The organism is Amycolatopsis sp. NBC_00345 (genome assembly GCF_036116635.1).
Classification (GTDB): Bacteria; Actinomycetota; Actinomycetes; order Mycobacteriales; family Pseudonocardiaceae; genus Amycolatopsis.
Genome location: NZ_CP107995.1, coordinates 6,090,698 through 6,103,923 on the forward strand (window position 1 = coordinate 6,090,698; position 13,226 = coordinate 6,103,923).

Genomic DNA, 13,226 nt, shown 5'->3' on the forward strand with positions numbered 1-13,226 from the left:
AACGACCATGCCCACCACGGTGCACACGATGATGGAAAGCCCCGTGGGCGAGCTGACCCTCGTCGCCCGCGACGGGCTGCTCGCCGGCGTCTACATGACGCGGCAGCGGCACCTGCCGCCGCCGGAAACGTTCGGCGAGCGTGACGAGCGGCCGTTCGGCCCGGTGATCACGCAGCTCGAGGAGTACTTCGCGGGCTCGCGCACCGAGTTCGACCTGCCGCTGGCGTTGCGCGGGACGCCGTTCCAGGAGACGGTCTGGCGCGCGCTGACCACCATCCCGTACGGCGAGACGACCAGCTACGGCGAGCTGGCGGAGCAGATCGGGCGGCCGACCGCGTCGCGGGCGGTCGGGCTGGCCAACGGCAAGAACCCGATCAGCATCATCGTGCCCTGCCACCGGGTGGTCGGCAGCAGCGGCAACCTCACCGGCTACGGCGGCGGGCTCGACCGCAAACGGCAGCTGCTGGACTTCGAGAACGGCCACGCCCCGGCACTCTTCTGAGCGATCCGCGGCGGTTTCGCGGCGGGGTCCGGGCGGGTAACCAGCCCGCGAGAACCGCCGACGAAGGAGTGCCCTGTGGCCATCGAATCCGTGAACCCCGCGACCGGCGAGCGGCTGCTCTCGTTCGACGCCCTGACCGCCGGCGAGCTCGACGGGAAGCTGGCGCGCGCGGCGGAGGCGTTCGCGGCCTACCGGCACACCTCGTATGCCGAACGCGCCGGATGGCTCCGCCGCGCCGCCGACCTCCTCGACGACGAGGCCGGCGAGCTGGGCCGGACCGCGGCGCTCGAGATGGGCAAGACGCTGGCGTCCGCCGTCGCCGAGGTGCACAAGAGCGCGAAGGGCTGCCGCTGGTACGCCGATCACGGCGAGGAGATGCTGGCGGACGAGCACTGGCCGATCGACGGCGCACGGGTGCTCACCCGCTACGAGCCGCTGGGCCCGGTGCTCGCGGTGATGCCGTGGAACTTCCCGTACTGGCAGGTGTTCCGGTTCGCGGCGCCGGCGCTGATGGCCGGCAACGTCGGGCTGCTCAAACACGCGTCGAACGTGCCGCAGTGCGCGCTGAAGATCGAGGACGTGCTGCAGCGCGCGGGTTTCCCCGGCGGTGTGTTCCAGACGCTGCTCATCCCGTCCTCGGCCGTCGAGGGTGTCGTCGAGGACGACCGCGTGCGCGCGGTGACGCTGACCGGCAGCGAGCCGGCCGGGCGCCAGGTGGCCGCGACGGCGGGCGGGGCGATCAAGCCGAGCGTGCTGGAGCTGGGCGGGGCCGACGTGTTCATCGTGATGCCGTCGGCGGACGTCGAGGACGCGGCGAAGCAGGCCGTGGCGTCGCGGATGCTGAACAACGGGCAGTCCTGCGTGAACGCGAAACGATTCGTGCTGCACGAATCCATCGCCGAGGAGTTCCTGCGGCACATGGTCGCGCGGATGGAGGGGTTGAAGATCGGCGACCCGATGGCCGAGGACACCGACCTCGGCCCGCTGTCTTCGGCCGGCGCGGTGGAGACGCTCGACCAGCAGGTGCGCGACACCGTGACCGCGGGCGCCCGCCTCCTCACCGGCGGCAAGCCGCTGGACGGCCCGGGCTGCTTCTACCCGCCGACGGTGCTCGCCGACATCCCGGACGGCTCCCCCGGCCACCACGAGGAGTTCTTCGGCCCGGTCGCCCTGGCCTGGCGCGTCGGCAGCGCCGACGAGGCGGTCCGCATCGCCAACGACTCCCCGTTCGGCCTCAGCGGCTCGGCCTGGACCACCGACGAGGCCGAGCAGGAGAAGTTCATCGCCGAGGTGGACACCGGCATGATGTACATCAACAAATTCACCGAGTCCACGCCCGAAGTCCCCTTCGGCGGCACCCGCAACTCGGGTTACGGCCGGGAGCTGGCCGCGTTCGGCCCGCGCTCGTTCGTGAACCCGAAAACCGTGTGGGTGCAAGGTAAGTAGCCCACAGCCGCCGCTCCGCACCGGTCGGCGCCGTGCCGACGATGCGGGGTGGCGACGCGACCGCCCGTCGGCCACTGTCCCCGAAGGACAGACGGCCTCGCCGCGGGCCCGGAACGGCCACAGCCGCAGGTGTTCGGGGACGTGCCTCCAAACCGGCGCGACCGTCGTGGTTATCCTCCTGACGACGGTGCGGTGGATCCGTCCGGTGGGATTTCCGAGGATGAGGACAGTGCTGTGGTCACAGGTAAAGTTGTTCATTTCGACGAGGGTCGCGGGTTCGGTTTCGTCTCGCCCGACGACGGCGGAGACGATGTCTTCCTGCACGTGAATGACATTCACTTCGACAAGCGGCTGCTCGCGCCGGGCGTGCAGCTGCAGTTCGACACCGAAGAGGGCGACCGGGGCCTGAAGGCCGCCCGGGTCAGCCTGCTCGAAACCGGGCAGAGCCGTCCGGTGCACCACGACGACGGTCTCTGCGACGTCCTCCCGGAACACGAGTTCCTGGAGGAGGTCACCGAGCAGCTGCTGGCCAAAGCGTCCTCTTTGACCGGTGAGCAGATCCTCGCCGTGCGGCGGTGCGTGACGGCGCTGGCGCGGTCCCACGGCTGGCTGGAGGAGTGACCACGGTCGCCGCCGGATCGGCGGCGACCACCGGCTCGGTGTCCGGCGACGGCTGACCACGGCTCAGCGTCCGAAAAGGGCGTTCAGCGTGCCGAAGTCCAGGCTCTGCTCCAGCTCCGTATACGTGCCCTTGGTCAGCAGCTCGACCGCCGCACGTTCGGCGAGGGTGTAGGCCGCCTGGGCGATGGCGGTGCCAACGGTGACCCGGCGGACGCCCACGGCGGCCAGCTCCGCCACCGGTGGCGCGCCCGGACCCGCCATGGCGGCGATGGGGATCGGGGCGGCGGCGGTGAGCCGGCGCAAGACGTCGAGGTCCACCAGGCCCGGCACGAACAGGTAGTCCGCGCCCGCCGCGGCGTAGGCGGTGGCCCGGGCCAGCACGTCGTCCAGCCGGCCCTCCGGGGCGCCGACGCCGAACAGGTACACGTCGGTCCGCGCGTTGATCACCAGCTCAGGCAGCCCGGCCGCCTCCGCCGCGTCGCGAGCCGCGCGCAGCCGTTCTGCCTGAGCCTGCGCGTCGAACAGCGTCACGGTGCCCGCGATCGAGTCCTCCAGGTTCACCCCGGCCGCGCCCGCCTCGACGATCGCCGAGACCGTGGCAGCGACGTCGGCCGGGGCCGGTCCGTAACCACCTTCAATGTCCGCGGTCACCGGAACCGTGACGGCCGCCGCGATCCGCCGGACCGCCGCCACCATGTCCGCCCGGGTGAGCCGCTGCCCGTCGCCGTGGCCGAGCGCCCAGGAAACGCCGCCACTCGTCGTGGCGATCGCCGGGGCGCCCGCGCGCTCGACGATCGCCGCACTGACGGCGTCCCACGCGTTCGGCAGCACCAGCACTGTCCCCTGATGCGCCACTCTGAACGCCTTTGCCTTGTCCCGCAACGATTCCAGTGTCATGTCGATCCTCCCTCGGCCGGCGCTCGCCGACCGAGGGAAAAGCTAGCAGCGGGCACCGACAAAAACCGCGCGCCGAACTCCGGTCACGCCCCGAGTTCAAGCACGACGCGGAAACGGGCCTGGCCGGAGAGCATGCGCTCGTACGCCTTGGGGGCCTCGGCGAAGGGCAGCACCTCGGTCATCGGGTGGACGCCGCGGGCGTTCGCGAACGCCAGGCTGTCCTCGTTCTCGATCGACGAGCCGGTGAGACTGCCGCTGACGGTGCGCGTGCCGAAAACGAGGTCCGTGGTCTGCACCTCGATCGGGTCGGTCGCCGCGCCGACGACGATCAGCCGTCCACGCGGCGCGAGACCCGCGACCAGCGGGGACATGGACGCGCCGCTCGCGGCCGTCGCGACGATCGCCGCCGCGCCACCCAGCGCCTGCAACGCCTGGCCGGGGTCTTCGGCGGAGCTGTCGATGTAATGGTCCGCGCCGAGCTTCGCGGCCAGCGCCGCCTTGTCCGTGCCACGCGCGATGGCGGCGACGCGGTAGCCGAGCGCCTTCGCGTACTGGACGCCGAGGTGGCCGAGCCCGCCGATGCCCTGCACCGCGACCAGCGAGCCGGGACGGGCGTCGATCTGGCGGAGGGCACTGTAAGTGGTCAGGCCGGCGCACAGCAGCGGCGCGGCGTCCACTGAGGACAGTCCCTCGGGCACCCGCGCGAGGCCGGAAGTGCGGGCGTACGCGTATTCGGCGTACCCACCGTCGACGTCACTGCCGGTCTGCGGCTGATCGGCGCAGTTCACGAAGTCCCCGCGGCGGCAGTGTTCGCACTCGCCGCAGTGGCCGGAGAGGAAGCCGACGCCGACCCGCTCGCCCACCCGCCAGGCCCGCACCCCGGCGCCGACAGCGTCGATCACGCCGACGATCTCGTGCCCCGGCACGACGGGCTGCTCGGGGTGCGCCCGCAGCCCCTCGACGCCGAGGACGTCGGAATGACAGACGCCGCAGTACTCGACCTTGATCCGCACCTGGCCGGGCAGCGGCTCGGCCAGCTCCCGTTCGACCAGCTGGAACTGGCGGGACCCGGTGACCTCGAAGGCTCGGTAAGTTGTCATAAATTGAATATGACCGGTCGTCTTAAACGTGTCAAGACAAGTCACTCAGGCGTCGGAGCGGAAATCGAAAGAGCCCGTCCGCCGGGAACGACCAGCCCAGCCGAACCCCGGAAGTCAGGGCAGGTCGAAGCCCAGTTCCTTCGCGGCGTTCTCCGGGGTCGGCTGGGCCCAGCGCGTGGCAACCGCGGAGTGGGTGGACAGGCTGCGCAGCTCCGCGCGGTCCAGGTACAGCGTCCCGGCCAGGTGATCCGTCTCGTGCTGGACGATGCGGGCGGGCCAGCCGGCCAGCTCTTCGTCCAGGGACGCGCCCGTCTCGTCCTGTGTTTCGAGGCGGACGCGCAACGGGCGCGAGACCACCGCCTGCCACCCGTTCACGCTGAGGCAGCCCTCGAAGAACGCGGCCCGCTCCTCACCCAGCGGGGTGTAGCGCGGGTTCACCAGGACGCGGAACGGCAGCGGCGCGATCCCCCGCGTCTCAAGCGTCGAAGCGGGCACGCCGGGACGTTCCTGGGCGCGATCCTCGACCACGGCGAGGCGCACGGGCAGGCCGATCTGCGGCGCCGCCAGGCCGACGCCGGGCGCCTCGTGCATGGTCACCTTCATGCCCTCGACCAGCGCGGCCAGTGTGTCGGCGGCCAGCTCTCCCTCGTACGGCAGCGCCGCGTTCCGCAGCACCGGGTCGCCCGCCTGGACGATGGGCCACGGCAGCGGCCGCGCGAGTAGTTCGTCCACCAGGTCGGTGAGCAAGCGCTCCCCCTCTACAGCAGTGAGCCGAAGACGACCGCGAAGAAGTCATCCAGCGGGGCGGCGGACTTCGCCACCTTGGCCCGGATGATCGCACCCTCCCACGCGTCCAGCACGAACCGGCCGAGCCGGTCCTCGTCGCGGTCGGCCGGGACCTCGCCCGCCCGCTGGGCCTCGCGGATCGACTCCGCGATGTGGCCCGACCACCCGCTCAGGCTCACCGCGACCTGATCGCGGATCACCGGGCTGTGGTCGGCGCGCTCGGCGCCCATGTTGCCGATCAGGCAGCCGCGGGTGAAATCGGCGGCGACCAGCACGTCGCGCATCACGGCGAACCGCGCGCGGAGGGTGTCGAGCGGGCCGAGGTCGCCGTGGCCGTCGCGCCAGCCGGAGGTCGCCGCGTACCGGGCGACGACCTCGGCGCCGAGGTCTTCCTTGCTCTTGAAGTGGTTGTAGAACGACCCTTTCGGCACGCCGGCGGCCCGGGTGATGGTGTCGACCGAGCAGGCCGCGAACCCGTGCCGGTGGAACTCCGTGACCGCCGTCTCGACGATCACCTCACGAACGCTGGGACGAGGCATCCCGCCAGCATATGACCGGTCGTCTCACCTTGCCAAGCTGCCGATCTGCGGCATGCTGGGCGACGTGGCCTACGACGTGAGCGCGATCCGCAAGCACTTCCCCGCCCTGGACGAGGGCGCCGCCCACTTCGACGGGCCCGGCGGCTCCCAGGTGCCGGACGTGGTGGGCGAGGCCGTCGGCGCCACGCTCTGCTCCGCGATCTCCAACCGGGGCGCGATCACGCCCGCGGAGCGCCGCGCCGACGGCATCGTCCGCGAGGCCCGTCAGGCGGTCGCCGACCTGCTGGCCGCGCGGCCCGAGGGTGTCGTTTTCGGGCGCAGCATGACGCAGGTGACCTACGACTTCTCCCGCGCCATCGCGAAGGACTGGCGCGCGGGCGACGAGGTCGTGGTCACCCGCCTCGACCATGACGCGAACATCCGGCCGTGGGTCCAGGCCGCTGAGGCACGCGGGGTCACCGTGCGCTGGGCCGACTTCGATCCGTCGACAGGTGAGCTGCCCATCGACGCGGTGGCCTCGCTCCTGTCGCCGAAGACGCGACTGGTGGCCGTCACGGCGGCGTCCAATCTGCTCGGCACCCGTCCGGACATCCCGGCGATCACGGCGAAGGCGCGTGAAGCGGGCGCGCTGAGCTACGTCGACGGCGTCCACCTCACGCCGCACTCGCCGGTGGACGTCACCGAACTGGGCGCGGACTTCTACGCGTGCTCGTCGTACAAGTTCCTCGGCCCCCACCTCGGCCTGCTGGCCGCCGCGCCGGAGCTGCTGGAGACGCTGCGCCCGGACAAGCTGGTGCCCTCCAGCGACGCCGTGCCCGAGCGGTTCGAGCTGGGCACGCTCCCCTACGAGCAGCTCGCGGGCGCCACCGCGGCGATCGACTTCCTGGCCGCTCTCGTGCCCGCCGAGGGCACCCGTCGCGAGCGTCTGCTGACGTCGATGGCCGAGCTGGAGGCCCACGAGGAGGCCCTGCGCGAACGCCTCGATGCCGGTCTCGCCGAGCTGCCCCGGGTGATCCGGTACGGGTCACCGGACCGCCGCCGTACGCCGACTGTCCTGTTCTCCGTCGAAGGCGTCGCGCCGAAGGCCGTGTACGAGCACCTCGCGCGCCACGGCGTCAACGCGCCGGCCGCGACGTTCTACGCCATTGAGTGCTCCCGTCACCTGGGACTCGGCGACACGGGCGCGGTCCGCGCGGGCATCGCGCCGTACACCACCACCGAAGAGGTAGACCGGCTGGTCAGCGCGGTGGCAGCCCTGTGACGGGCATGTGCCCGCGTGACCGGGAGGCCGGCGCGTGAACACCGCCAAAGCTGCCTCCCGAAGACCGTCACGCGCGCGGGAAGGCTCCCTCGAACGGCTGCGGTCGGCCGTCGCCACGCTCACGGAGGTGCTGGAGCTGTCGCCCGACGCGTTCGCCGTCGTTTGCGAGGAAGCGGTGCGGGCCGTGCCCGGAGCGGCGATGGCGAGCTTCGCCACCGATGACGGCACCGTGATCGCGACCGACGAGCGCGCCGCGACCCGGCATCCGGCCGCGAACGGCCACGACTGCCTCACCGCGCCCCTGACCGTCGACGAGACCACAGCCGGCACGCTCGCTGTGTACACAATGGACGAAGACGGGTTCCCCGACGACGCCGCGGCCGTCCTCGAGCTGTACGCCGCCATCGTGCGCTTCGGCCTCCGCGCGCGCCGTCATCACGAGGGCACGCTCATGCTCGCCGAACAGCTGAAGCAAGCGCTGAAGTCCAGGGCCGTGATCGAGCAGGCCAAGGGAATCCTGATGGCTGTACACCGGATCGACGCCGACGAAGCCATGCGGCGGCTCGTCGAACGGTCCCAGCACGAGAACGTGAAGCTGCGTGAAGTGGCGGCCAGGTTCGTCCGGGAAGTCACCTGAGCCGGACGTCAGGCGGGCCGCCGGCGGCGCTTGTCCACCGCGCCGTCCAGCACGGGGCGCAATTCCTCGACCACCACGTCGAGCGGGCCCACGTCCTGGTGGGCGCGGGCCAGCACGATGGCGCCTTCCAGCGCGCTGATCATCAGCACGGCCAGCGACGCCGCCCGCGCGGGCGGAACTCCCAGCTGCGACAGCGTCTCCGAGACCGGGCGCTGCCAGCCGGTGAACGCCGAGCTGACGGTCTCGCGCAAGGACTCGTTGACGGCGGCCGTGTCAGCGACCGTGGCGACCAGCGGACAGCCGCCGTCGTAGCCGCGTTCGGTGAACTCGTCGCGCCACTGGTCGACCATCGCGGCGAAGAAGGCGCCCGGCGTCGGCTCGTCGAGTGACTCGAAGCTGCGACGCACGCGGCGCGCGGCGTACGCGCCCGCCCATTCGACGGCCTCTGCGACGAGCTGGTCCTTACCCCGGGGGAAGTAGTGCTGCAGCGAACCCCGCGGCGCGCCCGCGTGCGCGACCACGTCCCGCATGCCGGTGCCGCCGACCCCCTGCGTCCGCAGCAACTGCGCGGCGCTGAACACCATCCGCCCCCGGGCCGGCCTCTCCGCCATCAACGACCTCCTTCACCACATTCGCCAGGCTGGCCATGACGACCAGCTCGAAGTCCCGCTCACCGCGCTCGAACACCGGGACCAGGCGGAACCCGTATCCGCGCAGCAGGCCCTCCGCGGCCGCGTTGCCCTCCTGCACGGTCGCGTGCGCCGTCCAGCCCAGCCAGCACGCTTCCCGCCAAGCGTGCCGGACCAGCGCGCTCGCGACGCCCCGCCGGTGCCACGCGTCCGCCACCAGGATGCCGAGATCGGCGCGGCGGACGTCGTCCGGGACGACGTTCAGCAAGCCGATCGGGACGTCGCCGGCCCTGGCAACCAGGGTCGTCCCGGCGAGCAGGTAACTCCGGTACAGCAGCAGGATCCGCTCCGCGTCCGGCCGCCCGCCGAGCATGAAACGCAACCGGAGGCTCTCCGGCGAGCACGCCCGGACCAGGAGGCCGACATCGTTGTCCGTGGCCGGCCCGTCCACCGTTATGACAGCTGTCATAGTTCAGGGATACCACGCCACGGCTGATCGACTCACTATGACGAACGTCATAATGTTGCTCACGCAGGCGACACGGCCGAGTCCCCGCGAACCGGTCACGTCCCGCCGAAACGGTGGCGCACCACCCCCAGGAGGCAATTTGTTTTCACGTGCCGTGTCCGCCATCACCCATAGGCGCTAAAAAACGCCGGAAATCATGCGTCGGTCACCATCAGTTCCCGCGTAGGCCTCATCGGGTGAAAACCGTTCCCAAAACCACCCTGGACCACGTTTTATCCCTATCTTTCAATGGACTCTCCAGCACGGTCAGCAAAGGGGAAAGGCCATGACGCAGTCGCTCGAGGTTCCGACAAAGGAATTCTGCGTCGAGTGGACGATGGACGGCCACGAAGGCGGTCGCGTCCGCTTCACCCTCTCCGGGCAGGTGAGCCTGCTCGACGGCAAGCGCTTCTACAAGGTCGACGGCGTGCTCTACATCTCCGAAGGCAGCACCTACTGCCGGGAAATCGGAAATCCGCGCCTGTACGTCCGGCGCAACGGCGTCGAGGCGAGCGGACGGCAATGGGGCTGGGAGACCATCAGCTCCCGCAAGACCGCGAACCGCCTCTGCACGATGGACGGCTATTTCGTCCGCACCGGCTACTGGGCCCCCGCCGACCGCTCGATCCAGCTCAGCATCGTCGCGGAGCACGGCTTCAACCGCCGCAAGTCCTACAGCCCGACGACCGCCCTCCGGCTGGTCGATTGAGCACCGGAGCAGCCGGACGGCGATGACCGCGTCACCCACATGTGCCACACCAGGCCCGAGGGGTGCTGAGGAACACACTGGTTTCTCCCGAAATTCATTCAAAACGTTGTGCCGGACACAGCGCACAGGAACGGGTCAGAGGACCATGGGGGGCATGCGGAACAAGGCCCGGGGTGGCAGACCACCCCACCCCTGCAAGCGAGTGCTCCGACGGCTCGGGGCCGCCCGCAATCCGCTCGTGCGGCGGTCCGATCGGCTCGAGGGCGCGTTCCTCGCCGTGGCGGTCCTGCTCGCTCTGCTGGCCGTCCCGCTGGTGATGGTTCTGGGACAGGCGGACGTGGCCATGGAGGTGGCGGCCTCCGAGGCGCAGACGAGCGCGCGGCACGAGGTCACCGCGACCGTGCTGAAGGCCGCACCGCAGCCCGCGACCGTGGGCGACGGCGCGCCCATCACGCAGAACTCGCGCGTGACCGCCGGCTGGCGACTGCCCAACGGCTCGCCGCGCACCGGTGTGGTCACCGTGCCCGCCGGGGACGCGACCGTCGGCACGCGGACGCCGATCTGGCTGGACCACAAGGGCAAGCAGACCACCGCGCCGCTGACCCACTCCGACGCCGTGACCAACGGCGTGCTCGTGGGGGCCTTCGCCTGGCTGTGCACGATCGCGCTGCTGGCCGGCGCTTACTGGGTGGCCCGCCAGGTGCTCGACCGCCACCGGGCGGCCCGGTGGGCGGCCGAGTGGCAGCAGTTCGCCGGCCCGGAAGCAGTGCGCTAGCACCTTTCTCGTCCACTGTGGACACCGTGCCGCACGGGCTCAGGCGGGTTGAGGACCTTCCGCCTGCGGCTGCGGAAGGTCGGCCAGGAGGGTTTCGCCCTTGACGAGCCAGGCCAACGCGAACGCGAAGATCGCCAGTGACTCCAGCCAGACCGTCGGGTGAAGCGACACCGTGGCGTTGTTGAAGAAAAGGCCGACGAGCACGATCAGGACCAGGCTGGCGAGCATCACCACACCGCACACGCGGTACAGCACGTTGCGCGCCTTTTTCCTCGGTGTGACAACGGAACCGTCCGACTTCGTGAACAGGAACAGGCAGAAGAAGGCCAGCGTCAGGAAGAACACCGCCGCGAAGACCAGGTGGGCGATGCCGATCGCGTGCTCCGTGGTGGTCGGCGACGCCGGGCTCGTGGGGAACAGCGCGACGCCGATGCCCGCGACCGCCGCGATGTCGGCCGCGATGTCGTCGAGCCGGCCGTAACCGCGGTAGGAGATCAGGAAGACGCCGATCGCGCACAGGATGCCGACGAAGACGTTGCGCATGTCGCTGTAGTAGTAGCCGCTCAGCGAGCCGAGCAGGCCGCCGCCTTGCAGGATCTCCTTGCCGACGATCACGACGATCGGCAGGGCGAAGCCCAGCACCCCGATCGCGCGACGGAGGAAGAGGTACGAGCGGACGAGTGTGTTCACGGTGGGGCCTCCCCGTTGTCCGACGCTGCCTTGGTCCGACGCTGCCTTGCCCTAAGTTATCGGCTCCGTGGCGGGCTTACCTGAGGGCATCGTCCAGTTCGGCGAGCAACTTGGCCTTCGGGCGGGCGCCGACGAACGCGCGCACGGGCTCGCCGCCGCGGAAGAGCATCAGCGTGGGCAACGACATCACCTGGTACGCCCGCGCGGTCTCGGGGTTCTCGTCGGTGTTCACCTCGCGGACGGTCAGCGAGCCGGCGCGCTCCTCGGCGATCTCCGCCAGCACGGGCGCGATCATCCGGCACGGCGGGCACCAGGTGGCCCAGAAGTCGACCAGCACCGGCTTGTCCTGCTCCAGTACTTCGGCGGCGAAGGTGGCATCGGTGGTCATCGGGGTCCTTCCTCAGCAGGGACAACACAGGTTCCGGTGCGGGCCGTCGCCCCGGCGAGCTTGTCCATCAGCACGGCCCGCACGGCGCCGAGGTCGCGCAGGCAGGCCTCGACCTCTTCGAGCTTGCGGCGGTAGACCTCGACCGACCCCGCGCACGAGTCGCCGGTCTCGTGGCCGGTGCGCAGGCACTCGACGAACGGGCGGGTGTCGTCGAGGCTGAACCCGACCGTGCGCAACGTCTGGATCTCGCTGACCAGCCGCAGGTCGTCCTCGCCGTACTCCCGGTACCCGTTCGCCGAGCGCTCCGCCGGCATCAGTCCCTGCGCCTCGTAGAAGCGCAGCGCCCGTGGTGTGGTCCCCGCCCGCTGGGCGAACTCGCCGATCCGCATGCCCCGACGCTAGACCTTGACGCGCGCGTGAAGGCAACGTCTCAGCTCGCGACCCGGCCGGGGTATTCGCGGTACTCGACGGCGTTCGCGGCGCGGTTGCCCATGTAGTCCCACAGCTTGCCGAACAGCGCGTTGGCCATCATCTTGTAACCGCGGTTACGGGTGTGGATCCCCTTCTGCGTGGCCGGCACGAGGAAGTTGGCCGAGCCGGCGCCGTTCTTGTGCCCGACGTGCGCGGGCTTGCGGAGCCGCTCTTCGTAACGCGCGAACGCGGTCACGTGGTCCCCGTCCGCTGCGGCGAGCTCACCCGCGAGGATCTGCGCGCCCATCATCGCCAGCCCGGTGCCGGAACCACCGGGGCCCGCGCACCACGCGGCGTCGCCGAGCAGCACCACACGCCCGGCCGACCACCGGTCGAGCCGGATCTGCCCGACGGTGTCGAAGTAGAGGTCCGCCGAGTCCGGCATCGCGCGCATCAGCCGGGGGATCTCCCAGCCCGCGCCCGCGTAGACGCCGGCCAGGATTTCCTTCTGCCGCTGCAGGTCCGGGCGGCCGTAACCACGCGCGTCGCCGCGGAAGAACAGGCCGACGGTGACCGTGCCCGGTTCGCGGTTGCTCGCGATCATCGCGCTGCGGCCGGGCTCGCTGTAGATGAGGCCGCTGTGGTCCAGGCCGAGGTGGTTGGGCGCGGTGAAGCCGGCGACGTGGTAGCCGAGGTCCCGGCGGAACGACGCCTCCGGGCCGAACGCCGCCGTGCGGACGCCGGAGTGGATGCCGTCGGCGCCCACCACCAGGTCGAACTCGCGGGGCGCGCCGTGGCGGAAGGTCACCTGCACCCCGTCGGCCGTCTCGGTGAGCGCGGTGACGCGGTCGCCGAAGACGTACTCGGTGTAGTCCTTCGTACGGTCGTAGAGGATGCGGGCGAGGTCGCCCCGCAGCACTTCGACCTCGCCGCTGATGAACCGGGCCGGCACGGTGAACGCCGGCCGCCCGGCCTGGTCGAGCACGGTCTGGTCGCCCATCGCGGTCTCCCGCTCGCGGACCTCGTCGGCGATCCCCATGGCGCCCAGCAGCTTCATCTGCTCACCGCGGAAGTCGACGGCCTGGCCGCCGGGACGCAGCGTGGGCGCCGTCTCGACGACGGTCACCGAGTAGCCGTGCTGGTGCAGCCAGTAGGCGGCCGACGGCCCCGCCACGCTGGCGCCGGAAACGAGGACGGTCTTGCTGGTCATCGCTGATCCCTTTCTCGGGTTCGGGTTTCGATGACGCAAGACTGCGGCGGGGCGCTGACCACACCCGCACAATGCGCTGACGGCCCCCGCCCGGCACCGTCAGCGAAAGGACTCGTG

The 13,226-nt window shown here is 70.8% G+C and carries 17 protein-coding genes; 7 read left to right on the forward strand and 10 right to left on the reverse strand.

Translation table 11 applies throughout. The features are described from left to right. Positions 1 to 7: 7 nt before the first annotated feature. The 3 genes from OG943_RS27050 to OG943_RS27060 all read left to right on the forward strand — a co-directional run bounded on the left by OG943_RS27050 (position 8) and on the right by OG943_RS27060 (position 2,569). On the forward strand, positions 8 to 502 hold the full coding sequence (locus OG943_RS27050) for a methylated-DNA--[protein]-cysteine S-methyltransferase (protein WP_328603733.1): 495 nt from the start codon (positions 8 to 10) through the stop codon (positions 500 to 502). 75 nt (positions 503 to 577) lie between these two features. Continuing rightward, entirely contained in the window at positions 578 to 1,948 is a 1,371-nt protein-coding gene (locus OG943_RS27055) for an NAD-dependent succinate-semialdehyde dehydrogenase (RefSeq protein ID WP_328603734.1), read from the forward strand. Positions 1,949 to 2,182: 234 nt separating this feature from the next. After that, a complete protein-coding gene (locus OG943_RS27060) occupies positions 2,183 to 2,569 on the forward strand; it encodes a cold-shock protein (protein WP_328603735.1) in 387 nt (128 codons plus the stop codon). A gap of 63 nt (positions 2,570 to 2,632) precedes the next feature. On the opposite strand, the gene OG943_RS27065 is transcribed toward OG943_RS27060, so the two are convergent. The 4 genes from OG943_RS27065 to OG943_RS27080 all read right to left on the reverse strand — a co-directional run bounded on the left by OG943_RS27065 (position 2,633) and on the right by OG943_RS27080 (position 5,891). After that, positions 2,633 to 3,466, reverse strand: coding sequence for an isocitrate lyase/PEP mutase family protein (locus OG943_RS27065; RefSeq protein WP_328603736.1), 834 nt, complete (start codon positions 3,464 to 3,466; stop codon positions 2,633 to 2,635). A gap of 83 nt (positions 3,467 to 3,549) precedes the next feature. Continuing rightward, on the reverse strand, positions 3,550 to 4,566 hold the full coding sequence (locus OG943_RS27070) for an alcohol dehydrogenase catalytic domain-containing protein (RefSeq protein WP_328603737.1): 1,017 nt from the start codon (positions 4,564 to 4,566) through the stop codon (positions 3,550 to 3,552). A gap of 114 nt (positions 4,567 to 4,680) precedes the next feature. Further along, a complete protein-coding gene (locus OG943_RS27075; RefSeq protein WP_328603738.1) occupies positions 4,681 to 5,313 on the reverse strand; it encodes a peptide deformylase in 633 nt (210 codons plus the stop codon). Between the two features lie 11 nt (positions 5,314 to 5,324). Continuing rightward, the gene (locus OG943_RS27080) at positions 5,325 to 5,891 is read right to left on the reverse strand and encodes a TetR/AcrR family transcriptional regulator (RefSeq protein WP_328603739.1); all 567 of its coding nucleotides are present in this window, start codon (positions 5,889 to 5,891) and stop codon (positions 5,325 to 5,327) included. 52 nt (positions 5,892 to 5,943) lie between these two features. Between OG943_RS27080 and OG943_RS27085 the strand changes: the two genes are divergently transcribed. Both OG943_RS27085 and OG943_RS27090 read left to right on the forward strand, forming a co-directional pair. Then, positions 5,944 to 7,152, forward strand: a complete 1,209-nt coding sequence (locus OG943_RS27085; RefSeq protein WP_328603740.1) for a cysteine desulfurase-like protein — start codon at positions 5,944 to 5,946, stop codon at positions 7,150 to 7,152. A 34-nt stretch (positions 7,153 to 7,186) separates the two neighbouring features. Beyond that, positions 7,187 to 7,789: an ANTAR domain-containing protein gene (locus OG943_RS27090; RefSeq protein ID WP_328603741.1), complete on the forward strand. Its 603-nt coding sequence runs from the start codon at positions 7,187 to 7,189 to the stop codon at positions 7,787 to 7,789. Between the two features lie 8 nt (positions 7,790 to 7,797). Here OG943_RS27090 and OG943_RS27095 read toward each other — a convergent pair whose 3' ends face one another. Then, positions 7,798 to 8,319: a TetR/AcrR family transcriptional regulator gene (locus OG943_RS27095; RefSeq protein WP_328603742.1), complete on the reverse strand. Its 522-nt coding sequence runs from the start codon at positions 8,317 to 8,319 to the stop codon at positions 7,798 to 7,800. Then, on the reverse strand, positions 8,252 to 8,791 hold the full coding sequence (locus OG943_RS27100; RefSeq protein WP_328612154.1) for a GNAT family N-acetyltransferase: 540 nt from the start codon (positions 8,789 to 8,791) through the stop codon (positions 8,252 to 8,254). The genes OG943_RS27095 and OG943_RS27100 overlap by 68 nt, the downstream gene beginning before the upstream one ends. Positions 8,792 to 9,212: 421 nt before the next feature. Here OG943_RS27100 and OG943_RS27105 point away from each other — a divergent pair, with 421 nt between their 5' ends. Both OG943_RS27105 and OG943_RS27110 read left to right on the forward strand, forming a co-directional pair. Then, on the forward strand, positions 9,213 to 9,635 hold the full coding sequence (locus OG943_RS27105) for a hypothetical protein (protein ID WP_328603743.1): 423 nt from the start codon (positions 9,213 to 9,215) through the stop codon (positions 9,633 to 9,635). A 154-nt stretch (positions 9,636 to 9,789) separates the two neighbouring features. Continuing rightward, entirely contained in the window at positions 9,790 to 10,410 is a 621-nt protein-coding gene (locus OG943_RS27110; RefSeq protein WP_442874567.1) for an Rv1733c family protein, read from the forward strand. Positions 10,411 to 10,449: 39 nt separating this feature from the next. On the opposite strand, the gene OG943_RS27115 is transcribed toward OG943_RS27110, so the two are convergent. The 4 genes from OG943_RS27115 to OG943_RS27130 all read right to left on the reverse strand — a co-directional run bounded on the left by OG943_RS27115 (position 10,450) and on the right by OG943_RS27130 (position 13,109). Next, the gene (locus tag OG943_RS27115) at positions 10,450 to 11,100 is read right to left on the reverse strand and encodes a DUF998 domain-containing protein (RefSeq protein WP_328603745.1); all 651 of its coding nucleotides are present in this window, start codon (positions 11,098 to 11,100) and stop codon (positions 10,450 to 10,452) included. 76 nt (positions 11,101 to 11,176) lie between these two features. Continuing rightward, complete coding sequence (gene trxA / locus OG943_RS27120) at positions 11,177 to 11,488, reverse strand: thioredoxin (protein WP_328603746.1); 312 nt, start codon at positions 11,486 to 11,488, stop codon at positions 11,177 to 11,179. Further along, entirely contained in the window at positions 11,485 to 11,877 is a 393-nt protein-coding gene (locus tag OG943_RS27125) for a MerR family transcriptional regulator (RefSeq protein WP_328603747.1), read from the reverse strand. Before OG943_RS27125 ends, trxA begins: the two co-directional genes overlap by 4 nt. Positions 11,878 to 11,918: 41 nt before the next feature. Beyond that, on the reverse strand, positions 11,919 to 13,109 hold the full coding sequence (locus OG943_RS27130) for an FAD-dependent monooxygenase (RefSeq protein WP_328603748.1): 1,191 nt from the start codon (positions 13,107 to 13,109) through the stop codon (positions 11,919 to 11,921). Positions 13,110 to 13,226 lie beyond the last annotated feature (117 nt).